This window comes from Streptomyces jumonjinensis (assembly GCF_009600885.1).
Taxonomy (GTDB): domain Bacteria; phylum Actinomycetota; class Actinomycetes; order Streptomycetales; family Streptomycetaceae; genus Streptomyces; species Streptomyces jumonjinensis.
The window spans coordinates 60633-83647 of the sequence record NZ_VCLA01000062.1 but is presented as its reverse complement, the minus strand read 5'-3'; the positions used below and the strand labels follow the sequence as shown (position 1 = coordinate 83647).

At 71.0% G+C, this 23015-nt stretch carries 16 protein-coding genes and 1 riboswitch (1 of these 17 only partly in view); of the genes, 10 read left to right on the top strand and 6 right to left on the bottom strand.

Annotation, left to right across the window (positions count from 1 at the left end; all coding sequences use genetic code 11):
- The first annotated feature begins 146 nt into the window (after nt 1-146).
- From FF041_RS07930 to FF041_RS07910, 5 genes are all read left to right on the top strand, one after another.
- The gene (locus FF041_RS07930; RefSeq protein ID WP_153480512.1) at nt 147-911 is read left to right on the top strand and encodes an NUDIX hydrolase; all 765 of its coding nucleotides are present in this window, start codon (nt 147-149) and stop codon (nt 909-911) included.
- 276 nt (nt 912-1187) lie between these two features.
- A complete protein-coding gene (locus FF041_RS07925) occupies nt 1188-3101 on the top strand; it encodes an ABC transporter ATP-binding protein (protein ID WP_153521634.1) in 1914 nt (637 codons plus the stop codon).
- A 159-nt stretch (nt 3102-3260) separates the two neighbouring features.
- A complete protein-coding gene (locus FF041_RS07920; RefSeq protein ID WP_323391428.1) occupies nt 3261-4148 on the top strand; it encodes a FadR/GntR family transcriptional regulator in 888 nt (295 codons plus the stop codon).
- Nucleotides 4149-4710: 562 nt separating this feature from the next.
- Nucleotides 4711-6270, top strand: coding sequence for an RNA polymerase sigma factor (locus FF041_RS07915; RefSeq protein ID WP_323391427.1), 1560 nt, complete (start codon nt 4711-4713; stop codon nt 6268-6270).
- Between the two features lie 169 nt (nt 6271-6439).
- Nucleotides 6440-7252: a S1 family peptidase gene (locus tag FF041_RS07910; RefSeq protein ID WP_153521632.1), complete on the top strand. Its 813-nt coding sequence runs from the start codon at nt 6440-6442 to the stop codon at nt 7250-7252.
- Between the two features lie 262 nt (nt 7253-7514).
- Here the strand turns inward: FF041_RS07910 and FF041_RS07905 are convergent, their stop codons facing one another.
- Complete coding sequence (locus tag FF041_RS07905; RefSeq protein ID WP_323391426.1) at nt 7515-7745, bottom strand: DUF7455 domain-containing protein; 231 nt, start codon at nt 7743-7745, stop codon at nt 7515-7517.
- A 434-nt stretch (nt 7746-8179) separates the two neighbouring features.
- Here FF041_RS07905 and FF041_RS07900 point away from each other — a divergent pair, with 434 nt between their 5' ends.
- Nucleotides 8180-10297 carry a DNA gyrase/topoisomerase IV subunit B gene (locus FF041_RS07900; RefSeq protein WP_323391425.1) on the top strand — a complete coding sequence of 706 codons (2118 nt, stop codon included), beginning with the start codon at nt 8180-8182 and terminating at the stop codon, nt 10295-10297.
- 154 nt (nt 10298-10451) lie between these two features.
- On the opposite strand, the gene FF041_RS07895 is transcribed toward FF041_RS07900, so the two are convergent.
- The 3 genes from FF041_RS07895 to FF041_RS07885 all read right to left on the bottom strand — a co-directional run bounded on the left by FF041_RS07895 (nt 10452) and on the right by FF041_RS07885 (nt 14434).
- Nucleotides 10452-11132, bottom strand: a complete 681-nt coding sequence (locus tag FF041_RS07895; RefSeq protein WP_153480540.1) for a response regulator — start codon at nt 11130-11132, stop codon at nt 10452-10454.
- Nucleotides 11133-11188: 56 nt separating this feature from the next.
- The gene (locus tag FF041_RS07890; RefSeq protein ID WP_153521631.1) at nt 11189-12850 is read right to left on the bottom strand and encodes a sensor histidine kinase; all 1662 of its coding nucleotides are present in this window, start codon (nt 12848-12850) and stop codon (nt 11189-11191) included.
- Between the two features lie 207 nt (nt 12851-13057).
- On the bottom strand, nt 13058-14434 hold the full coding sequence (locus FF041_RS07885) for a citrate/2-methylcitrate synthase (protein ID WP_153521630.1): 1377 nt from the start codon (nt 14432-14434) through the stop codon (nt 13058-13060).
- A 114-nt stretch (nt 14435-14548) separates the two neighbouring features.
- On the opposite strand from FF041_RS07885, the gene FF041_RS07880 reads away from it, so the two are divergent.
- Complete coding sequence (locus tag FF041_RS07880) at nt 14549-15709, top strand: citrate synthase/methylcitrate synthase (RefSeq protein ID WP_153521629.1); 1161 nt, start codon at nt 14549-14551, stop codon at nt 15707-15709.
- A gap of 12 nt (nt 15710-15721) precedes the next feature.
- A complete protein-coding gene (locus FF041_RS07875; protein WP_323391424.1) occupies nt 15722-16915 on the top strand; it encodes a CobW family GTP-binding protein in 1194 nt (397 codons plus the stop codon).
- Here the strand turns inward: FF041_RS07875 and FF041_RS07870 are convergent.
- Nucleotides 16882-17028: a hypothetical protein gene (locus tag FF041_RS07870; protein ID WP_153521627.1), complete on the bottom strand. Its 147-nt coding sequence runs from the start codon at nt 17026-17028 to the stop codon at nt 16882-16884. The two genes, FF041_RS07875 and FF041_RS07870, sit on opposite strands and share 34 nt — an antisense overlap.
- 35 nt (nt 17029-17063) lie before the next feature.
- Nucleotides 17064-19523 (bottom strand): DNA gyrase/topoisomerase IV subunit A, encoded by a 2460-nt coding sequence (locus tag FF041_RS07865; RefSeq protein WP_153521626.1) that lies wholly within the window; start codon nt 19521-19523, stop codon nt 17064-17066.
- A gap of 388 nt (nt 19524-19911) precedes the next feature.
- On the opposite strand from FF041_RS07865, the gene FF041_RS07860 reads away from it, so the two are divergent.
- Nucleotides 19912-21312 (top strand): M16 family metallopeptidase, encoded by a 1401-nt coding sequence (locus FF041_RS07860; protein WP_194291959.1) that lies wholly within the window; start codon nt 19912-19914, stop codon nt 21310-21312.
- Nucleotides 21309-22706, top strand: a complete 1398-nt coding sequence (locus FF041_RS07855; protein WP_323391423.1) for a M16 family metallopeptidase — start codon at nt 21309-21311, stop codon at nt 22704-22706. Before FF041_RS07860 ends, FF041_RS07855 begins: the two co-directional genes overlap by 4 nt.
- A gap of 209 nt (nt 22707-22915) precedes the next feature.
- A riboswitch (cyclic di-AMP (ydaO/yuaA leader) is annotated at nt 22916-23015 on the top strand (it continues 57 nt past the right edge of the window).

The following is a 23015-nucleotide window of genomic DNA, read 5'->3' as shown; positions in this document are numbered from 1 at the left end:
GCAGGTGAGGGGGCCAGACGGGCGTCGGGCGCGCGAGGGCGGGCGGGCTGGGTGATCACGAGCGCCTGTTCGGGAGTGGCGGAAAGAGGAGGTGCCCGGAAGACGAAAGGAGTGTTTATCGTCAGGCAGACGACTATGATCACGGCATGTCTCCCTACGACCCGTCGGCCTTTCCTCCCTTTGGTGTCACGGTCGACCTGGTCGTGCTCACCGTGCGTCGTCATGCGCTCTGCGCGCTGGTCGTGCGCCGTGGAGAGCCTCCGTTTCAGGGCCGGTGGGCGCTGCCGGGCGGCTTTGTGCGGGGCGACGAGGATCTGGCCGCCGCGGCGGCGCGGGAGCTCGCCGAGGAGACCGGCCTGTGCGCCCATGACCCCGCCTCCCCGGCATCCGCCAACGGCGCGCATCTGGAGCAGCTCGCGACCTACGGCGACCCCCAGCGGGACCCCCGGATGCGGGTCGTCAGCGTCGCCCATCTGGTGCTGGCTCCCGATCTGCCAGCGCCCAAGGCCGGTGGGGACGCCCATGGCGCGCGGTGGGCGTCGGTGGCGGACCTTCTCGGCCAGGAGGCGGGTTTCGGCCGAGAGGGCGAGCAGTCCGGGCCGCTGGCCTTCGACCACGCCCGGATCCTGGCGGACGGAGTGGAACGGGCCCGCTCCAAGATCGAGTACTCCTCGCTGGCCACCGCGTTCTGTCCGCCCGAGTTCACGGTGGGGGAGCTGCGGAGGGTGTACGAGGCGGTGTGGGGGGTGGCTCTCGACCCCCGCAACTTCCATCGCAAGGTGACCGGCACCCCAGGTTTTCTGGTGCCCTCCGGAGGAACGACCACCCGTCAGGGCGGCCGCCCGGCGCAGCTCTTCCGGGCGGGCGGGGCCACTGTGCTCAACCCGCCGATGCTGCGGCCCGAGGTCTGACCCGGGGCCGTATCACGCCGAGCTCTCCGGCCGTCGAGTCCCCAGTCGCCGCCCCGGGCTGTCCACTCCCCCGACTGCCGGTCCCCGACCGCCGGTTCCGGGCGCCGCACTCGGCCGCCGAGCTGCGACCGCCGGGTGTCCCGGCGCACTCGGGACGCGACCGGCTGACACCCAGAGTGGTCAGCTGCATCAAAAGTCCTAAATGTCACGTTATCTTGCTGCGGTACCCGCCCTGCCGCCGAGCGGTCTCCCGTCCGCCCTTCCGCGAGAGAAGCGATGCTCCAGGCCATCGGACTGACCAGCAATCACCGGCGAGACCTCCCGCCCGCCGTTCGCGACCTCACCTTCGAGGCCCCGCCCGGTCGAGTCACCGTTCTTCTCGGCACGGCCGGGGCGGGCAAGTCCACGGCGCTCCGCCTCATGCTGGGGCTCGAATCCGGGCGGGGAGTCACCCGGTTCCGGGGCAACCCCCTCCACGCCATCGCCCATCCGGCCCGGGAGGTGGGCGCAGTCCTCGGAGACGTACCCGGCCATCCCGCACGGACGGCCCGCGGCCAGCTCCGGATGGTCTGCGCCGCCGCGGGCGTGCCGCTCGCCCGTGCCGACGAGGTGCTCGAAGGCATGGGGCTGACCGGCCTCGCCGCCCGTCGTCTCGACACGCTCTCCCTCGGCATGGACCGAAAGGTCGGAGCCGCCGCCGCTCTGCTCGGGGACCCGCACACCCTCATCCTCGACGAGCCCGTCAGGGGACTCCCGCCGAGGGAACGGGACTGGTGGCACAGGCTGCTGCGTGCACACGCGGATCGCGGCGGAACGGTTCTGTGCACCACCGGCGACCCGAGGGAGGCGGCCCGGCTCGCCGATCGCGTCATCGTCGTCGACGCGGGTCGGCTCGTCGCCGACCGGAGCGCTGTCGACTTCTCCCGCACCAGGGGGCGTCCGCGCGTCGCCGTTCGCACCCCGCACGCGGTCCGGCTCGCCGAGCTGGTGCGCCGGGAGGCGCGGGCGGCCCAGCGGCCGGTGGAAGCGGTCACCGAGAGCGGCGGCCTTCTCTCCGTCTACGGGAGCACCTGTGCCGAGGTCGGCGAGACCGCGTTCCGGCATGGCGTCCTCCTGCACCGGCTCACGGAGGAAGCCGGTGACACGCCTCCCGCTCTGCCCCTGGAGCCGGACCCGGGGCGGATCCGACCGGCCGCCGATGACATCGCGGAGCCGGAGCCGGAGCCGGACCCGGGGCCGGGGCCGGGGCCGCCCGGCGTCGTGGAGCCCCCGGTCCCCGATCGGCCGGAGCCCCGAACCCCTGATGCGAGGGAGTCGCGGTCCCCTGACGGGTCCGGGGACTCCGGGGACTCCGGGGCCGTTCCGAGTCGGCGCTCCCGTCCGCAGGGGGTCTCGCAGGGGGCCTCACGGGCGGTGCTGAGCGGGCCCGTGTGGCCGGTGCGGTACGAGGTGCTGAGGCTCACCGGAGTGCGTACCGGTGTGCGGATCGCGGGTGCCGCCGTCCTCGGCTCGCTCGTCCTCTGCGTCCTGCTGGCCCGCTCCGCCGCCACCCCCGTCCCCATCGCGCTCGCCGCCTGGCCCGATGCCCTGCCGCTGCCGCCCGCCGCGCTCGCGGCAGGTCTGATCGGAGCGCTCTCCTTCGGCGAGGAGTTCCGCTATCCGGCGCTCGCGGTCGTCCGCGGAGGGGTCTCCCGCCGACTGCGGCTGCTCTTCGCCAAAGCGGCGGTGACCGCCCTCGCCGCTCTGCTGATCGCACTGCTCGTCGCGGCGGCCGACGCCCAGGCGCTGCGTCTGGTCTACGGAGCCGGTGCGGGCGCCCCGCCCCGGAACTGGCCCGCTCTGCTCGCCGGTTGGTGTGGGCTGTCGGTCGGCTGCGCCTGGGCCGGGCTGCTCGCGGCCGGGGTCTTCCGGGTCGCCTCCGCCGGAGTGGCCGCGGTTCTCGCCGTACCGGTCGTCATCGCGCCGCTGGTGCAGCGGGCGTTGATCGTTCCATCGGTGCGCCCGGTCGCCGGATTCCTGGAGCGGCTGCGTGAGCTCGCCTGGGTACGGCTGCCCCACCAGGCCGACGGCTGGGTGCTGGCTGGGGCGCGTGTGGTCGCGCAACCGGTCGGTGTGGCGCTGATGTTGTCGCTCTCTGTTCTTATCTGCGCGTATATGTTCACTGGCCTTCGCCGTGAAGCCTCTTGGTGATCATGATCGATCGAGGTGCGGCCATCTGCTCACAACTCCCTTGAGTGCGCCCGTTTCTTTCCGATAAGGCGTCAATTGTGGGGGAAGCGCCGATCACCCTTTCGTGTGCTTTTCACCAAAGACCTCAAGGGCTGTGGGGCCCGGGCCGACAAAGGATGCGTGAGTACCCTTGCGCACACCATGATGACCGCCGCCCGTCCCACCGATTCCGGCCTCGCCGGCCCGGGCGAACTCGACCGATACCCCCACGCGGAGTCGCCCGGAGTCGACCGCGTCGCCCCGCCCGCCTGGGACGGCGCCGAAGTGGAGCTCGGCCGGGTCGGCCGCCGCGCCGCGGGCAGCCGGGGCCGCGGACTGCACGGCCAACTCGTTCAGCAGCTCGGACAGATGATCGTCTCGGGTGATCTCGGCGCCGACCGCCCGCTCGTCCCCGAGGAGATCGGCCAGCGATTCGAGGTCTCCCGCACCGTCGTGCGCGAGTCGCTGCGCGTGCTCGAAGCCAAGGGCCTGGTCAGCGCGCGCCCGAATGTCGGCACCAGGGTCCGCCCGGTCAGCGACTGGAATCTGCTGGACCCCGACATCATCGACTGGCGGGCCTTCGGTCCCCAGCGCGATGACCAGCGCCGGGAGCTCTGCGAGCTGCGCTGGACCATCGAGCCCCTCGCCGCCCGGCTCGCCGCCGGTCACGGCCGTGAGGACGTCCAGCAGCGGCTCGGCGACATGGTCGAGATCATGGGGCACGCCATCGCCCAGTCCGACGCGATCACCTTCTCGCGCGCCGACACGGAGTTCCACGCGCTGCTCATCCAGCTCGCCGGAAACCGGATGCTGGAGCATCTCTCCGGGATCGTCTCCGCGGCTCTCCAGGTCTCCGGCGGCCCGGTCACCGGCTGTGACCGTCCGAACGAGGTCTCCCTCTCCCACCACGCGCGGATCGTCGACGCCCTCGCCGCCGGCGACGCGCACGCCGCCGAATCCGCCATGCGGCAACTGCTCGTCGTGCACCCGGAGGTGGAGCGCGTCGTGCCCGCGCCGCGCGAGCACTGATCCGTTCGGCCCCGCACGCCGGGAGTGCTGAGGCGTGCGGCTGGGCCGGGAGCGCGGACGCGTGCACACGATCCGGGGCTCTGAGGCGTACGAGCAGCCTGGGAGCTCTGAGGCGTATGAGTGACCCGGGAGCCCTGAGGCGTACGAGCGGCCGGGGGGCCCTGAGGCGTGCACGCGGCTCAGGGGTACGGAGGCGTGCACACGGCGACGGTAGTACTGAGACGTACGCGCGGCCGGGAGTGCGGAGGCGTATACACCGAGTGTCGCCGGGCGTCATGTGGGGTCCGGCGGCACGATTGCATGTGAAACATCCCTTTTATTCGTTTCGTCGTGAGTGAGGTGTGACTCGGGCCACGCAGATTGGGCGTAACGCTCCTCGAAACGGTGCGATGACCTAAGAGGTGACAGCCGAGGAGGGAATACAGCAGCCGTTCATGGCGCTGTTCTGTTCCAGCTGAGGTTCCGCCCGCGCCACCGGCACATCCGTAGCTCGGTGGTCGTCGGCTCCGGCCCGATCATGGGTGGAGCCGGAAGCCGTTTCCATCGTTCCGAGAGGTTGTTCGTGTCGGCCAGCACATCCCGTACGCTCCCGCCGGAGATCGCCGAGTCCGAATCCGTGATGGCGCTCATCGAGCGGGGAAAGGCTGCTGGGCAGATCGCCGGCGATGACGTGCGTCGCGCCTTCGAAGCCGACCAGATTCCGTCAACCCAGTGGAAGAACGTTCTGCGCAGCCTCAATCAGATCCTCGAGGAAGAGGGTGTGACGCTGATGGTCAGCGCCGCGGAGTCGCCGAAGCGCTCTCGTAAGAGCGTCGCGGCGAAGAGCCCGGCAAAGCGCACCGCCACCAGGACCGTCGCGGCCAAGACGACTACGACGAAGACCGTCGCGGCTACCGCGGCGCCGAAGGCAGAGTCCGTCGACGCCCACGCCGACGACGAGGGCACGGCGACCGCGCCTGCCAAGAGGGCCGCCGCCAAGAAGACGGCAGCCAAGAAGACGGCGGCCAAGAAGACCGTGGCCAAGAAGGCCACATCCAAGAAGGCCACGTCCAAGAAGGACCTGGACGAGCCCGGCGAGGGCGACGAGCTGCTCGATGAGGTCCAGCCCGGCGCCAAGGGCGAAGAGGAAGAGGCCGAGGGCGAGAGCAAGGGCTTCGTTCTCTCCGACGAGGACGAGGACGACGCTCCCGCGCAGCAGGTCGCGGTGGCCGGCGCCACGGCCGACCCGGTCAAGGACTATCTGAAGCAGATCGGCAAGGTCCCCCTCCTCAACGCGGAGCAGGAGGTCGAGCTCGCCAAGCGCATCGAGGCCGGTCTCTTCGCCGAGGACAAGCTGGCCAACGCCGACAAGCTGGCGCCGAAGCTCAAGCGCGAGCTGGAGATCATCGCCGAGGACGGCCGCCGCGCCAAGAACCACCTGCTGGAGGCCAACCTCCGGCTGGTCGTCTCGCTGGCCAAGCGCTACACCGGCCGCGGCATGCTCTTCCTGGACCTGATCCAGGAAGGCAACCTCGGTCTGATCCGCGCCGTCGAGAAGTTCGATTACACCAAGGGCTACAAGTTCTCCACGTACGCCACCTGGTGGATCCGTCAGGCGATCACCCGCGCCATGGCCGACCAGGCCCGTACCATCCGTATCCCGGTGCACATGGTCGAGGTCATCAACAAGCTCGCGCGTGTGCAGCGTCAGATGCTCCAGGACCTGGGCCGTGAGCCCACCCCGGAGGAGCTGGCCAAGGAACTGGACATGACCCCCGAGAAGGTCATCGAGGTCCAGAAGTACGGTCGTGAGCCGATCTCCCTGCACACCCCGCTCGGCGAGGACGGCGACAGCGAGTTCGGTGATCTGATCGAGGACTCCGAGGCGGTCGTACCGGCCGACGCCGTCAGCTTCACCCTCCTCCAGGAACAGCTCCACTCCGTGCTCGACACCCTGTCCGAGCGCGAGGCGGGCGTGGTCTCCATGCGCTTCGGCCTCACCGACGGCCAGCCCAAGACCCTGGACGAGATCGGCAAGGTCTACGGCGTGACGCGTGAGCGCATCCGTCAGATCGAGTCCAAGACCATGTCCAAGCTGCGTCACCCGTCGCGGTCGCAGGTTCTGCGCGACTACCTCGACTAGGAGCCTGCCGGGACGTAGGAGCCTGCCAGGACGGCGGCCGTAGAGAATTGGTCGTTCGAAGGCCCGGATTCCGCCAGGAATCCGGGCCTTCGCCGTGTCCGGGGGTGCGGACGGCGGCATACTGAATGACTCTGGGTGTGCGTGTGTTCGCTCAGAGTCAGGAGAACCGATGCGTCGTCCCTTCGTCCGAGCCCTGGCCGGGCTGCTGGCACTGATTCCCGCGGCGGCGGTGGCGTCGCTGACCTCGGTTCCGGCCGCCGCCGACAGCATCGTGGTGGGCGGTTACGCGGCGCGGGCCGCCGACAGCCCCTGGGTGGTCGCGCTCTCCAGTCGTGACCGGTTCGGAGGAGCGCGCGGAGGGCAATTCTGCGGCGGGGTCGTCGTCGCGCCGACCAGGGTGATGACCGCGGCCCACTGTCTGAGCCGGACCGTGCTGGGCGGCTCGGTGGAGGACGTTCCGGATCTGCGGGTCCTCGTCGGGCGCACCGAGCTGACGAGCGCTGAGGGCCGGGAGGTCGAGATCGCCGACAGCTGGGTCTCGCCGGAGTACGACCCGTCCACCAACGGCTCCGACATGGCGGTGCTGACCCTGGCCGAGGCGCTGCCCGAGTCCATGGTGATCGCAGTGGCGCGTCCCGGCGATCCCGTGCACGAGCCGGGCACGAGCGCCACGGTGTACGGCTGGGGCGATACGACCGGCGAGGGAACCTATGCCACCGCGCTGCGCGCGGCCCGGGTGAGCGTGCTGCCCGACGAGAACTGCGCGACGGCCTATCCCGGGGGCCTGGGAGGCCGCTACACCGCCGCCACGATGCTCTGCGCGGGAGACACCGGCGGCGGCCGGGACGCCTGCCAGGGAGACAGTGGAGGGCCGCTGGTGGCCGGGGGCAGGCTCATCGGCCTGGTGTCATGGGGCAGCGGCTGCGGCCGTGCGGACAGCCCTGGGGTCTATACCAAGGTGTCGGCGATCGCGGTGCCGTAGCGGCCCCTGGAGAGTCCCTGGACGGCCCCTGGAGAGCCCCGGGGGTCGCCGAAGGGTACGGGAGGCCATGCCGGCCGTGCGGCCCGCCTATGGGCGGTGTGCGCCGCTCCGGGCAGGCGGAGCGGCGTCAGGGGAGCGGCGGTCCGGATGACCGTACGAGAGCGGGCGGTCGCCCCCGCCCGGGTCGGATGACCCGCATCGGGGGACGGCCGCCCGTCAGCCGGTCCGGGACCGGCCTTGGCTCGTCGTCGGATGTGAGGTGTCAGTGATCCTCTTGACCGGCGCCGGCCGGAACGGCCGTGAGTCGGTCGGTCTCATCCTGTATTTCCGCGGCGATCTTCTTGAGTTCCGGCTCGAACTTGCGTCCGTGGTGGGCGCAGAAGATCAGTTCACCACCGCTGGTCAGGACGACGCGCAGGTAGGCCTGGGCGCCGCAGCGGTCGCAGCGGTCAGCGGCCGTCAGCGGGCTCGCGGGGGTCAGAACAGTAGTCACGTCGCCTCTTCTCTAGCTCGACGAGCTGTCGTACCAGGGTCAACATCCAACCAGCCCGAAAACGTTCCCGCTCGGGGCTTTTCCTTGAGACTTCCTCTCAAGGGTGCTGTCTGTTGCCGGGTGGCGGCGAATGAGCCGTATTGCTGTGCTTTACGGATTTCGCGTTGCTTGTCTCGATGGGCCCTCCCGGCTGGGTTGCCGGTTGTTCTTGAGGACGTGCCCGGAGCTTAAATGGTTCATGCCTCGAAGGGAACGTGATGTTCGCGTCACCCCATCGAGGGATCGAACAGACATGCGACGCTGGACTAGCATGAGAAATACGCGAGGGTGGCGTTACACCGGCTCTACCAGGGCTCGGTACCCTCTGACCCGGCGACCGACGCCGTGCCCTACCCCACCGGGGCAGAACTGAAATTCAGCGAGGAGCGAACCGCGTGACCGCCGAAACGTCCGTGCCGTCCACAGCGCTGCTGACCGCAGAGCGTGACGGCTCCAACTACACCGCGCGGCACCTGCTCGTCCTCGAAGGTCTTGAAGCGGTCCGCAAGCGCCCCGGCATGTACATCGGATCCACCGACAGCCGTGGTCTGATGCACTGCCTCTGGGAGATCATCGACAACTCCGTCGACGAGGCCCTCGGCGGCTACTGCGACCGCATCGAGGTCATCCTCCATGAGGACGGCTCCGTCGAGGTCCAGGACAACGGCCGGGGCATCCCCGTCGACGTGGAGCCCAAGACCGGCCTCTCCGGCGTCGAGGTCGTCATGACCAAGCTGCACGCCGGTGGAAAGTTCGGCGGCGGCTCCTACGCCGCCTCCGGTGGTCTGCACGGCGTCGGCGCCTCCGTGGTCAACGCCCTCTCCGCCCGTCTCGACGTCGAGGTCGACCGGAACAGCGCCACCCACTCGATCAGCTTCCGCCGCGGCGTCCCCGGCATCTTCACCGAACAGGGCCCCGACGCCCCCTTCGACCCGGCGAACGGGCTGCTGAAGGGCAAGCGGGTGCCCAGGACCCGCACCGGCACCCGGGTGCGGTACTGGGCGGATCGCCAGATCTTCCTCAAGGACGCCAAGCTCTCCCTGGATCACCTCTACCAGCGCGCCCGGCAGACCGCCTTCCTGGTGCCCGGTCTGACCATCGTGGTGCGCGACGAGCGAGACCTCGAAGGCGAGGGCAAGAGCCAGGAGATCTTCCGCTTCGACGGCGGGATCAGCGAGTTCTGCGAGTACCTCGCCCAGGACCGGGCGGTCTGCGATGTGCTCCGGCTGACCGGCCAGGGCAGCTTCAAGGAGACCGTCCCCGTCCTCGACGAGCGCGGCCATATGACCCCCACCGAGGTCACCCGGGAGCTGGGCGTCGATATCGCCCTGCGCTGGGGCACGGGCTACGACACCTCGGTCAAGTCGTTCGTGAACATCATCGCCACCCCCAAGGGCGGCACCCATATGACCGGCTTCGAGCGCTCGGTCACCAAGACGATGAACGAGGCGCTCCGCTCCGCCAAGCTGCTGCGCGTCGCCGAGGACGACATCGTCAAGGACGACGCCCTGGAGGGGCTCACCGCGGTGGTCACCGTCCGGCTGGCCGAGCCCCAGTTCGAGGGGCAGACGAAGGAAGTCCTGGGCACGTCGGCGGCCAACCGGATCGTCGCCAATGTGGTCGCCAAGGAGCTGAAGACCTTCCTGACCTCCACCAAGCGCGACGCCAAGGCGCAGGCCCGCGCCGTGATGGAGAAGGCCGTCGCTGCCGCGCGCACCCGGATCGCAGCCCGGCAGCACAAGGAGGCGCAGCGCCGCAAGACGGCCCTGGAGTCCTCCTCGCTGCCCGCCAAGCTCGCCGACTGCCGGAGCGACGACGTGGAGCGCAGCGAGCTCTTCATCGTCGAGGGAGACTCCGCGCTCGGCACCGCCAAGCTCGCCCGGAACAGTGAGTTCCAGGCGCTGCTGCCGATCCGCGGAAAGATTCTGAACGTTCAGAAGTCGTCCGTCTCGGACATGCTGAAGAACGCCGAGTGCGGCGCGATCATCCAGGTCATAGGAGCGGGTTCGGGCCGGACCTTCGATCTCGACGCCGCGCGCTACGGGAAGATCGTCCTGCTGGTCGACGCCGATGTCGACGGCGCCCACATCCGCTGTCTGCTGCTGACGCTCTTCCAGCGCTATATGCGGCCCATGGTCGAGGCGGGCCGGGTCTTCGCCGCAGTGCCGCCGCTGCACCGGATCGAGCTGGTCCAGCCCAAGAAGGGCCAGGACAAATATGTGTACACCTACTCCGACAGCGAGCTGCGGCAGACCCTGCTGGAGTACCAGCGCAAGGGGATCCGCTACAAGGACTCCATCCAGCGCTACAAGGGCCTCGGCGAGATGGACGCCGACCAGCTGGCGGAGACCACGATGGACCCCCGCCACCGCACCCTGCGCAGGATCAACATCGGCGATCTCGACTCGGCGGAGCAGGTCTTCGATCTGCTGATGGGCAACGAGGTCGCGCCCCGCAAGGAGTTCATCACCAGCTCCGCGGCGACCCTGGACCGCTCGCGCATCGACGCCTGAGCACCACCGGGCTCACGGTGGGGCGGAGGAGCTGCGGCTCCGCACCACCGTGAGCCCTGGCCCCACCTCATCGGAGCCTTGGCCCTGGCTCCGACCCACCTCATCGGGGTGCCGGGGCGCGGATGACGGGCCGGGCCGGGGCGGCGGCAGGCGTTCAGGCGCTCGCGGACCAGAGGTAGCGGTGTTCCGGGCGGCCCGTCTCGCCGTACTTCAGACTGAGCCGCACCCGGCTCGTCCGCTCCAGCAGCTTCAGATAGCGCTGCGCGGTCTGCCGGCTCACCCCCGCGCGGTCGGCGATCTCCTGGGTGGAGAGCGCGCCCTCGGCCGCCAGCAGCACCTGGCGCACCACTTCGGCGGTGGTCGGCGAGTGCCCCTTGGGCAGATCAGGGGTGATCGACCCCGCCGCCAGCGCACCGAAGATCCGGTCCACCTCGGCCTGCTCCGCCTCGCCGCCGCCGCCCAGGGCACGCCGGAGCCCCGCGTACGCCTCCAGCCTGGCGCGCAGACCGGCGAAATTGAACGGCTTCACCAGATACTGGAGCGCCCCATGGCGCATCGCGGACCGCACGGTGGCCACATCGCGCGCCGCCGTCACCATGATCACATCGCTCTGATGGCCGAGTCCGCGCAGCTCACGAACGACGGCGAGACCGTTTCCGTCCGGTAGGTAGTGATCCATCAGGATCAGATCCACCGGGGTGTCGGCGATCCGGGCGAGCGCCTCGGCGGCCGAGTGGGCCGTCGCGGAGACCCGGAAGCCGGGCACTTTGGCGACATAAGCGGCGTTGATGCCCGCCACCCTGACATCGTCGTCCACGACGAGGACATCGATCATCTCGCCGTCCGGGACCCCGGCGGGCCCCTGCGGACGTCCCGGGGCGTGTCCGTTGTTCATCGTGCCTCCGCTGCCGTCGCGGGCTCGGACTCGGGCTCGGTCAGTTCGCTGAGTGCTTCGGGGAGTACGACGACGAACTCCGCACCGCCGCCCTCCGCCTCCTCCACCCGGGCGCTGCCGCCCTGCCGCTCCGCCAGCCTGCGCACCAGCGCCAGCCCGAGACCGCGCTTGCCATGGACGGGCAGCTCCTTCGTGGTCCAGCCCTCGGTGAAGATCAGCTCACGCTGTTCCGCCGGGACTCCGGGGCCGCTGTCCGCGACGCGGAGCACTGCCGTACGGCCCCGGGACCAGAGCTCCACCTCGACCCTCGGCTCGATGGACCCGGCCGCCGCGTCCATCGCGTTGTCGACGAGATTGCCCAGGACCGTGACCAGACCGCGGGGGTCGACCAGCCGGTCGGGCAGCAGCGTATCGGGGGCGATACGCAGCGACACGCCCCGCTCGGCCGCCACCGTGGCCTTGCCCACCAGCAGCGATGCCAGCAGCGGATCGTGGATCTTCTCGGTGACCTGCTCGGCGGTCGCCCGGTGCACCCCGACCACCTCGGTGACGAACTCGACCGCCTCCTCGTGCATCTCCAGCTCCAGCAGGCCGAGCAGAGTGTGCAACCGGTTGGCGTGCTCATGGTCCTGGGCGCGCAGGGCGTCGATCAGACCACGGGTGGAGTCCAGCTCCCGGCCGAGCTGCTCCAGCTCGGTGCGGTCCCGCAGGGTGGCCACCGCCCCGCCGTCGTCGGTGGGCATCCGATTGGCGATCAGCACACGGTGGCCGCGTACGGTCACCAGATCCTCGCCCGTGACCCGGCCCGCGAGCACATCGGTGGTACGCCCCTCGCCCAGCACCTGTTCGAGCGGCTGCCCGCCGCCGTCCGACGCCACGCCGAGCAGCCGCTGCGCCTCGTCGTTCATCAGTCTGATCCGGCCCGCCGAGTCGAGTGCCACGACCCCTTCACGGATGCCGTGCAGCATCGCCTCGCGCTCCGCCAACAGCGCGGAGATATCCGAGAAGGCCAGGTCATGGGTCTGCCGCTGAAGCCTTCGGGAGATCAGATAAGCGGCGATGGCTCCGGCGGCCAGGGCTCCGCCCGCGTACAGCAGGAGTCCCGGGATCGCCGAGAACAGCCGGTCGCGGACGCTGTCGTACTCGATGCCGACGGAGACCGCGCCGACGATCCGGCCGTCGCCGTCGCGCAGCGGAACCTTGCCCCGGGCGGAGCGGCCGAGGGTTCCGTCGTCTATCTCCATGACCTCGCGGCCCGCGAGCGCCGCGCTGGGATCGGTGGAGACCACCCGGCCGATCTGCTCGGGCGAGGTGTGCGACCAGCGCACCCCGCCCATATCCATGATCACGATGTACTCGGCGTCGGTGGCCCTGCGGATCCGCTCGGCCTCGGCCTGGACCGGCCCATCGGCTGTCGGACGGCTGCCCGCGAGATCCTCGGCGGCCTCGGTGGACGCCGCGGTCTGGGCGATGGCCAGGGCCCGGCGCATCGCCTGATCGTCGAGCTGCGCGCTGAGCGGCGCGAGAAAGAGGCCCGTGGCGAGGACGGTGACACCGGTGGCGATGGCCAGCTGCATCAGCAGGACCTGGGAGAAGACCCGCTGCGGCCAGCCGAAGCGCCGGCGCCGGGGCGCGGCGGCGGTCGATTCGGGGCTCATGCATATGAACGGTAGACGGCGAGGGGGCCTTTCCGAAATCCGCCCTTTCGGTCCCGGGGCCCCCGGGGTCACCTGGGTCGGAGGGCTGGAGCCGCCGTCATCCGGTCGCCGGGAAGCGCCGCGGGGTCGCCGGACCGTCCGGTCACGGGGGCGCCGGGAGCGGGGGCGCCGGGAGCGGGGGCGCCGGGCCGTCCGGGCACGGAGGCGTCACCGGGGAGCGGGATAGGGAGAGGGAGTGGGAGTGGGGAGGGGTACGGGCGGGCGGGGGCCGGTGTAGTGGCCGGTGGGGCGCAGCCGCAGCGGCCGTTCCCCGTACTCCTCCAGGGCGTGGGCGATCCAGCCGGCCGTACGCGCCACCGCGAAGACCGTCTCGCCCGCCTCGGCCGCCATCCCCGACGCCACCGACAGCGCCGCGAGCGCGAGATCGACATTGGCGTGCAGCTCCATCCGGCGTGCGGTGGCGGCCTCCACCGCACGGACCGCGTCCAGGGCGGCGCGCGCGGCGGGGATCCGGGCCAGGGCTTCGAAGAGGGCCTCGGCGCGCGGGTCGCGGCCCGTGTAGAGCCGCTGCCCGAGCCCCGGCACCCGGCGGCCGGCCCGGAGATGGTCCGCCACCACCGCCGCCGCGCTGCCCCGCTCCAGCACCTCGGCGAGCATCCGGTGCGCGAGTCCGCTCGCCGCCCCGTGCAGCGGCCCCTCCAGCGCGCCGAGGCCCGCCGAGACCACGGCGTACGGATGGGCTCTGGCCGACGCGGCGACCCGCACCGCCAGGGTGGAGGCGGCCAGATCGTGATCGATGAGCAGCGAGAGCGCCAGGTCCAGGGCCCGCAGGGACGGCTCGTCGGGGGCCTTCGCGGTCAGCCGGCGCCACAGGCGCGCGGCGATGGGCTCCTCGGCGGTCTGGGCGGTGATGGGCTCCTCCGCGGGCCCGGACCGGGCGGGGCGCACCCGCTCCGGGCCGGGTCCGGCCTCCGGCAGGGCGTCGACCAGGGTCGGGATCAGCATTCTGGCCGCGGTGAGCACCGTGTCCCGGCCGAGGTCGAAACGGAGCGGGTCCATGACCGCGGCGGCGATCGCCGCCACCCTCAGCCGGTCCGCCGAACCGCTGCCCGGAGGGAGCGAGTCCACCGCGCGCCGGGCCGCCGCGAGTACGGGCGGCGGAGCGGTGAACCGGATCCCGGTCCGCAGTTCGCCGGTCCACAGCCAGTCGGCGATCTCCTCGTAGTGATGGCTCCGGGCGAGCTCGACGGCGTCGACCCCGCGGAACCAGCAGCGGTCCCCGTCGATCAGGGTGACGCCGGTACGGATCTCGTGGGCGGCATCGGTCCGCCGCAAGGGCTCCCGGCGGTTTCTGCGGATGAGCGCGTCGATGTCATCGGCGTCGAAGGTGCTCCCGCGCCCGCCGGGCTCGCGGCGGCTGGAGAGCTGGCCGCGGCTGACATACGCGTACAGCGTCGCGGGCTTCACCCCGAGCCGCTCGGCGGCCTCGTGGGTGGTCAGCCGGGCTCCGCCGGTCGGCTCCTGATCCCTCGGCTCCTGATCCCTCGGCTCCTGATCCCTCGGCCCCTGGCCCTGATCCGTCATGAGAACACCGTACCCACTCCATATCAATGTTGATTCAATCAATATTGACAGTGATTGAGTCAAGCATGGACAGTCGAATCACGTTTGCAGTGGGCTCCGAGGAGGACATCCGTCATGCACAGCACCAGCGAAGCCGCACCCCCCGCCGTACCGCGCGGGCTCGCGGGCGTCGTCGTCACCGACACCGGAATCGGAGACGTACGGGGCCGCGAGGGCTTCTACCACTACCGCCAGTACTCGGCCGTCGAACTGGCCACGACCAGGGGCTTCGAGGACGTCTGGCATCTGATGTTCCACGGCCGTCTCCCCGACCCGTCGGAGAGCGCCGCCTTCGCCGCGCACACCGCGTCGCTGCGCCGGCTGCCCGATGACGTACGCGCGGCGCTGCCCGCCATCGCCCGCGCCGGGGCCGCCTCCGGGCCGCTCGCCGGACTGCGGACCGCGCTCTCGCTGTTCGGCGCGGCGACGGGGATGCGACCCGTGTACGACCTCGACGCCGAGGCCCGCCGCGCGGACGCGCTCGCCGCCTGCGCCGTCGTGCCGACCCTGCTCACCGCGCTGCACCGGCTCGGCCAGGGACTGGAGCCGGTCGAGCCGCGCGAGGACCTCCCGTACCCCGCCAACTACCTCCATATGCTCACCGGATCCGAGCCGGAGCCCGCACGGGCGCGCGCGATCGAGCGGTATCTCATCTCGACCGTCGACCACGGATTCAACGCCTCCACCTTCACCGGACGGGTGATCGCCTCCACCGGAGCCGATGTCGCCGCCTGTCTGACCGGGGCGGTCGGGGCGCTCTCCGGACCCCTGCACGGCGGCGCGCCCAGCCGCGCCCTGGACACGCTCGACGCCATCGGCACCCCCGACCGCATCCGGCCCTGGATCACCGAGAAGGTCCTCGGGGGGACCCGGATCATGGGATTCGGCCACCCCGTCTACCGCACCGAGGACCCCCGCTCCCGGCTGCTCAGAGAGATCGCGGAGAGCTTCGGCGGGCCGCTGACCGAGTTCGCCGTCCAGGTGGAGAAGGAAGTCGTCGCGATACTCGCCGAACTCAAACCGGGGCGGGAGCTGCACACCAATGTGGAGTTCTACGCCGGAGTCGTCATGGAACTGTGCGGACTGCCGCGCCAGATGTTCACCCCCACGTTCTGCGCGGCCCGGGTGATCGGCTGGAGCGCCAATATCCTGGAGCAGTCGGCGGACTCGAAGATCATCCGTCCGGCGGCCCGCTACGTCGGACCGCCTCCGCCGCAGCCCGTGCCCGCAGTCTGAGAAAGGCCCCTGGTGAGCCCCGTTCCCCCGCCGAGCAAACAGATTCCCGTCATCGTCCTCGCGGGCTTCCTCGGATCGGGCAAGACCACCCTGCTCAACCATCTGCTGCGGGCCGGCCGGGGCACCCGGATCGGCGCGATCGTCAATGACTTCGGGTCGATCGAGATCGACGCCATGACCGTGGCCGGCCAGCTCGGCGACTCCACCGTCTCCCTCGGCAACGGCTGTCTCTGCTGCGCCGTCGACGCGAGCGAACTGGACGTCTTCCTGGAGAAGCTCGCCCGTCCCGCCGCCCGCCTCGATGTCATCGTGATCGAGGCGAGCGGCCTCGCCGAACCCCAGGAACTCGTCCGCATGCTGCTCGCCAGCGAGAACGACCGGATCGTGTACGGGGGTCTGGTCGAGGTCGTCGACGCGGCCGAGTTCGACGCGACCCGGGAGCGGCACCCCGAGATCGACCGGCATCTGGCCGTCGCCGACCTCATCGTCCTCAACAAGACGGACCGGGTGGACCCGGCCCGGCTGGCCGCGCTGCGCGGCGCCCTCGCCGATACGGCGGGGGCGCGGGCCGGAGCCGGAGCGGCGGTGGTCGAGTCGGTGTACGGGCGGGTCGACCCGGAGCTGTTCTTCGACCGCCGCCCGAGCGCGGAGCGGGTGGGGCAGCTGGCCTTCGAGGATCTGCTCGACGACGAGGAGGGGAGCGGCGAGGACGGCCACGACCATGCCGGTCATCTGCACACGGCGTACGAGAGCGTCGGCTTCACCGCACCGGAGCCCCTGCACCCCCGGCGGCTGCTGGACTTCCTCGACTCCCGTCCCGAGGGGCTCTACCGGATCAAGGGCTTCATCGACTTCGGCGCGGCCGATCCGCGCAACCGGTACGCCGTTCACGCGGTCGGCCGGTTTCTGCGCTTCTACCCCGAGCCCTGGCCCGGGGACGCCGAGCGGCTCACCCAGCTGGTGCTCATCGGCTCCGGCATCGACGGCCCCGCCCTGACCGGGCGGCTGGCCGCCGCCCGGGTGACCGGCCCGCAGGACGCTCCCGACGAGCGGAGTCTGTGGGGTGTGCTGCGCTATGTGCCGGAGACGCCGTACGGGCCCGGCGAGCCCGATGCGCCCGCCGGGGCCCATGAAACCGATGAGACGTACGAGGGTTACGAGGCGTACGAGGGCTACGAGGCGCGGGCGGCGTACGGGGAGCGGTAACCGTCCACCCCCGTACGCCCGGACCGGGAGCGGTAGCCGTCCGTCTCCGTACGCCCGGACCGGGAGCGGTAGCCGTCCGTCTCCGTACGCCCGGGCCGGGGGGGCGCAGCCACTGCCCGCCCCCGTACGCCCACGCCCTGGCCGTGCTCTAGCTCGACGGGCCGGCCAGCACCGCCACCGTCGCCGCCGCCGCGGTCAGCGGGGTGCCCGAGCCGTCCCGGCGCGGGTCCGGCTCCGGCAGCTCCACCGGAGCGCCGTTCCGCTGCGCCGCGCGCGCCGGGGCGGGACCCGCCCAGGCCAGCAGCAGCACATCCTCCCCCTTGAGGAACCGCTGGCAGCGCACGCCGCCGGTCGCCCGGCCCTTGCGCGGATACTGGTCGAAGGGGGTGAGCTTCGCCGTCGTGAACGACTCGTCCAGCGCGCCCGTGGAACCCGCCGCCGTGAACACCACCGCGTCCGCCGCCGGGTCAACCGCGGTGAACGAGAGAACCCTGGCCCCGTCCGCCAGCTTGATGCCAGCCATGCCGCCCGCCGCCCGGCCCTGCGGGCGGACCTGCGACGCGGGATAGCGCAGCAACTGGGCGTCGGAGCTGATGAAGACCAGATCCTCCTCGCCCGTGCTCAGCTCGGCGCCGCCGACGACCCGGTCGCCGTCCTTGAGGGAGATGACCTCCAGCTCGTCCTTGTTGGCCGGATAGTCCGGCACCACCCGCTTGACGACGCCCTGGAGGGTGCCGAGCGCGAGCCCCGGAGAGGACTCGTCCAGGGTGGTGAGACAGACCACGCTCTCGTCCGGCTCCAGCGAGAGGAACTCCGAGAGCGGAGCCCCGCCCGAGAGGCTCGGCGCGGCGGCGGTCTGCGGCAGCTGCGGCAGATCGATCACCGAGAGCCGCAGCAGCCGGCCGCCCGAGGTCACCGCGCCCACATCACCGCGCGCGGTCCCGAGGACCGACGACACGATCAGATCGTGCTTGGCGCGCTTGCCGCCCGCCTCCGGCAGCGGCTCGCCCGTGGCCGTACGCGCCAGCAGGCCCGTCGAGGACAGCAGCACCCGGCACGGGTCGTCCGCGACCTCCAGGGCCACCGCCGCGACCGGAGCCGCGGCCGACTCCAGCAGCACGGTCCGGCGCTCGGTGCCGAACTTCTTCGCCACCGCGGCCAGTTCCCCCGAGACCAGCTTGCGCAGCTCGGCGTCCGAATCCAGGATCCGGGTCAGCTCCTCGATCTCCCCGGTGAGCCGGTCCCGCTCGCTCTCCAGCTCGATGCGGTCGAACTTGGTCAGCCGGCGCAGCGGGGTGTCCAGGATGTACTGGGTCTGGATGTCGCTGAGGGAGAAGCGCTCGATCAGCCGCTCCTTGGCCTGTGCGGAGTTCTCGCTCGACCGGATGAGCCGGATGACCTCGTCGATGTCGAGCAGAGCGACCAGCAGGCCCTCCACCAGATGCAGCCGGTCGCGGCGCTTTCCGCGGCGGAACTCGCTGCGGCGGCGCACCACCTCGAAGCGGTGGTCGAGATAGACCTCCAGCAGCTCCCTGAGTCCCAGGGTGAGCGGCTGGCCGTCCACCAGCGCCACATTGTTGATGCCGAAGGACTCCTCCATCGGCGTCAGCTTGTAGAGCTGCTCCAGGACGGCCTCCGGCACGAAGCCGTTCTTGATCTCGATGACCAGTCGCAGACCGTGGGAGCGGTCGGTGAGGTCCTTGACATCGGCGATGCCCTGGAGCCTCTTGGAGCCGACCAGATCCTTGATCTTGGAGATCACCTTCTCCGGTCCCACGGAGAACGGCAGTTCGGTGATGATCAGGCCCTTGCGGCGGGGGGTGACGTCCTCCACCGTGGCCGTGGCGCGGATCTTGAAGGTGCCCCGGCCGGTCTCGTAGGCGTCCTTGATGCCCGAGAGGCCCACGATCCGGCCACCGGTCGGCAGATCCGGACCGGGGACGTACCGCATCAGGGTCTCCAGGTCCGCGCCCGGATACCGGATCAGATGCCGGGCGGCGGCGATCACCTCGCCCAGATTGTGCGGCGGCATATTGGTCGCCATGCCGACCGCGATGCCGGAGGCCCCGTTGACCAGCAGATTCGGATACGCGGCCGGAAGCGCGACGGGCTCCCGCTCCTGACCGTCGTAGTTCGGCGCGAAATCGACCGTGTCCTCATCGATGGACTCGGTCATCAGCGTGGCCGCGTCGGCCATCCGGCTCTCGGTGTACCGCATCGCGGCGGGCGGGTCGTCATTGCCCAGCGAACCGAAGTTCCCATGGCCGTCGACCAGCGGGACCCGCATCGAGAACGGCTGGGCCATCCGCACCAGCGCGTCATAGATCGACGCGTCGCCGTGCGGGTGCAGCTTGCCCATCACCTCGCCCACGACCCGGGCGCACTTCACATAGCCGCGATCGGGGCGCAGCCCCATCTCGTTCATCTGGTAGACGATGCGGCGCTGTACCGGCTTCATGCCGTCCCGGGCGTCCGGCAGGGCGCGGGAGTAGATCACCGAGTAGGCGTACTCGAGGAAGGAGCCCTGCATCTCGTCGACGACGTCGATGTCGAGGATCTTCTCCTCGAAATCTTCGGGCGGCGGGGTTTTCGTGCTGCGGCGGGCCATTGCGGCTGCTGCTCCTTCACGTACCGGATCGGGAACTGACGCCGACCATTGTGGCCCGTCGCACTGACAACACCGGACGCGACCCGGGAAACGCCCCCGGCCGCGCCCCGGGAGACGCCTCCGTACCCGGGCCCGGAAAGCTCCCGCGCCCGGGCCCGGAAAGCTCCCGTACCCGGGCCCGGGAAGAGCCCGCGCCCGGAGACGGAAGGCCCCCGCGCCCGGGTACGGAAGGCCCCTGCACCCGGGTGCGGAGGGTTCCGCGACCCCGGGACGGGCGGGGTAAAGAGACCGCGCCCGGCCGGGAACTTCGCCAGGTGTCAGCGCGCTTGCATACAGTGGCAGTGCTGGGAGAACAACACCCAGCAGCATCGCGATCGAAGGGACGTACATGCCCATGGGTCACACGGCCACAGCGCAGGCCGGTTCGGGCGGCCTGACAGCGACGGAGCACCGGCTGGCCAATGGCCTGCGCGTGGTGCTCTCCGAGGATCATCTGACCCCGGTGGCCGCGGTCTGCCTCTGGTACGACGTGGGCTCGCGCCACGAGGTCAAGGGCCGTACCGGACTCGCCCACCTCTTCGAGCACCTGATGTTCCAGGGCTCCCAGCAGGTCCACGGCAACGGTCACTTCGAACTGGTGCAGGGCGCCGGCGGCTCGCTGAACGGCACCACCAGCTTCGAGCGCACCAACTACTTCGAGACGATGCCCGCCCACCAGCTGGAGCTGGCGCTCTGGCTGGAAGCCGACCGGATGGGCTCCCTCCTGGCCGCGCTCGACGACGAGTCGATGGAAAACCAGCGGGACGTGGTCAAGAACGAGCGCCGCCAGCGCTACGACAACGTTCCGTACGGCACCGCCTTCGAGAAGCTCACCGCCCTCGCCTACCCGGAGGGCCACCCGTACCACCACACCCCCATCGGCTCCATGGCCGATCTGGACGCGGCCACCCTGGACGACGCCCGCGCCTTCTTCCGTACCTACTACGCGCCGAACAACGCCGTGCTCTCCGTCGTCGGCGACATCGACCCGGAGCGGACGCTCGCCTGGATCGAGAAGTACTTCGGCTCCATCCCCTCCCACGACGGCAAGCAGCCCCCGCGCGACGGCTCCCTCCCCGACAACATCGGCGAGCAGCTGCGCGAGGTCGTCGTGGAGGAGGTGCCGTCCCGCGCGCTGATGGCCGCCTACCGGCTGCCGCACGACGGCACCCGCGAGTGCGACGCCGTCGACCTCGCGCTCACCGTCCTCGGCGGCGGCGAGTCCTCCCGGCTCCACAACCGTCTGGTACGCCGCGACCAGACGGCGGTCGGCGCCGGATTCGGGCTGCTGCGACTGGCCGGGGCCCCCTCGCTGGGCTGGCTGGACGTCAAGACCTCCGGCGGCGTCGAGGTGCCGCAGATCGAGACGGCCGTGGACGAGGAGCTCGCCCGGTTCGCCGAGGAGGGGCCCACGCCCGAGGAGATGGAGCGCGCCCAGGCCCAGCTGGAGCGCGAGTGGCTGGACCGGCTCTCCACCGTCGCGGGCCGCGCCGACGAGCTCTGCCGGTACGCGGTGCTCTTCGGCGATCCGCAGCTGGCGCTGACCGCCGTGGAGCGCGTTCTCGACATCAGCGCCGAGGAAGTCCGGGCCGTGGCCGCGGCCAGGCTGCGCCCCGACAACAGGGCGGTGCTGGTGTACGAACCGATCTCCGCCGACGACCGCGCCGCGGAGGACGGCCCGGCCGGCTCCGACACGACCGGCTCCGGCACGACCGAACAGAGCGACGACGAGGAAGGGGCGGGCCAGTGACCGACGCCGCCGAGCCGCTGACCACCATGGACTTCCACCCGCAGCCCAAGCCGGGGGAGGCCGGCCCCTGGGCGTTCCCCGCCCCCGAGCGCGCCACCCTGGACAACGGGCTGACCGTGCTGCGCTCCCACCGCCCAGGGCAGCAGGTCGTGGCGGTCGAGATCTTCCTCGACGCCCCGCTCGACGCTGAGCCCGAAGGTCTCGACGGCGTCGCCACCATCATGGCGCGCGCCCTGTCCGAGGGCACCGACAAGCGCTCCGCCGAGGAGTTCGCGGCCGAGCTGGAGAGGTGCGGAGCCACTCTCGACGCCCACGCCGACCACCCCGGCGTCCGGGTCTCGCTGGAGGTCCCGGTCTCCCGGCTGCCCAAGGCGCTCGCGCTGCTCTCCGAGGCGCTGCGCGCGCCCGCGTTCCTCGACAGCGAGGTCGAGCGGCTGGTGCGCAACCGGCTGGACGAGATTCCGCACGAGATGGCCAACCCGGGCCGCCGCGCCGCCAAGGAGCTGTACAAGGAGCTCTTCCCGGCGTCGCTGCGGATGGCCCGGCCCCGGCAGGGCACCGAGGAGACCGTGGCCCGGATCGACTCCGCCGCCGTGCGCGCCTTCTTCGAGGCCCATGTGCGGCCCGCGACCGCCACCGCGGTGATCGTCGGCGATCTCACCGGAGTCGATCTCGACGCCGTGCTCGCCGACACCCTGGGCGACTGGCACGGCGACGCCGCCACCCCCCGGCCCGTGCCGCCGATCACCGCCGACGACACCGGCCGGGTGATCGTCGTGGACCGTCCCGGAGCGGTGCAGACCCAGCTGCTGATCGGGCGGACCGGTCCCGACCGCCATGACCGGGTCTGGGCGGCCCAGGTGCTCGGCTCCTACTGCCTCGGCGGCACCCTCACCTCCCGGCTCGACAAGGTGCTGCGCGAGGAGAAGGGCTACACCTACGGCGTACGCGCCTTCGGTCAGGTGCTGCGCTCCGCCCCGGACGGGACGGGGGCCTCGCTGCTCGCCATCAGCGGCTCGGTGGACACGCCCAACACCGCTCCGGCGCTGGACGATCTGTGGCGGGTGCTGCGGACGCTGGCGGCGGAGGGGCTCACCGACGCCGAGCGCGATGTCGCCGTGCAGAACCTGGTGGGCGTCGCACCGCTGAAGTTCGAGACGGCGGCGTCCGTCGCGGGCACGCTGGCCGACCAGGTGGAGCAGCACCTTCCGGACGACTACCAGGCGCGGTTGTACGCCCGGCTGGCGGAGACCGGCACCGTGGAGGCGACGGCCGCCGTCGTCAGTGCCTTCCCGGTGGACCGGCTGGTCACGGTGCTCGTCGGGGACGCGTCGCAGATCGCGGAGCCGGTCAGGGAGCTCGGCATCGGCGAAGTGACCGTCGTCACGGGCTGACTGACGCCCCGGAGGGAACCCCGGCCGTGTGGGCTGCCGGGGTTCTCCGAAATATTCTATCTATGTCCCTTTTGATGAGATGTCATAAGGAACATGCCCTTCTGCCCTGTGGCGTGTGCAACAAAAACCGCTGTCTGTTTGGTGCTGGCGAGCGCTCGCGCTTAGCGTCGGTCCGGCTGTTCGCCCGCTGTACGCCGCACTCGTGGCACGGGCAGCCATCGCCGAATCCCCATCAGGCGCGAGCCCGGGGAACCGGGGACCCATATGTCCCCAGGGGTGAATCGAGCGCCTTCGCATCCGTGCGGAGGA

Excerpts from the sequence above, each read along its gene's own strand:
- FF041_RS07865 (WP_153521626.1), bottom strand. The coding sequence starts at position 19,523 with ATGGCCCGCCGCAGCACGAAAACCCCGCCGCCCGAAGATTTCGAGGAG.
- FF041_RS07895 (WP_153480540.1), bottom strand. The coding sequence starts at position 11,132 with ATGATCGATGTCCTCGTCGTGGACGACGATGTCAGGGTGGCGGGCATC.
- FF041_RS07885 (WP_153521630.1), bottom strand. The coding sequence starts at position 14,434 with ATGACGGATCAGGGCCAGGGGCCGAGGGATCAGGAGCCGAGGGATCAG.
- FF041_RS07890 (WP_153521631.1), bottom strand. The coding sequence starts at position 12,850 with ATGAGCCCCGAATCGACCGCCGCCGCGCCCCGGCGCCGGCGCTTCGGC.
- FF041_RS07880 (WP_153521629.1), top strand. The coding sequence starts at position 14,549 with ATGCACAGCACCAGCGAAGCCGCACCCCCCGCCGTACCGCGCGGGCTC.
- FF041_RS07910 (WP_153521632.1), top strand. The coding sequence starts at position 6,440 with ATGCGTCGTCCCTTCGTCCGAGCCCTGGCCGGGCTGCTGGCACTGATT.
- FF041_RS07925 (WP_153521634.1), top strand. The coding sequence starts at position 1,188 with ATGCTCCAGGCCATCGGACTGACCAGCAATCACCGGCGAGACCTCCCG.
- FF041_RS07860 (WP_194291959.1), top strand. The coding sequence starts at position 19,912 with ATGCCCATGGGTCACACGGCCACAGCGCAGGCCGGTTCGGGCGGCCTG.
- FF041_RS07930 (WP_153480512.1), top strand. The coding sequence starts at position 147 with ATGTCTCCCTACGACCCGTCGGCCTTTCCTCCCTTTGGTGTCACGGTC.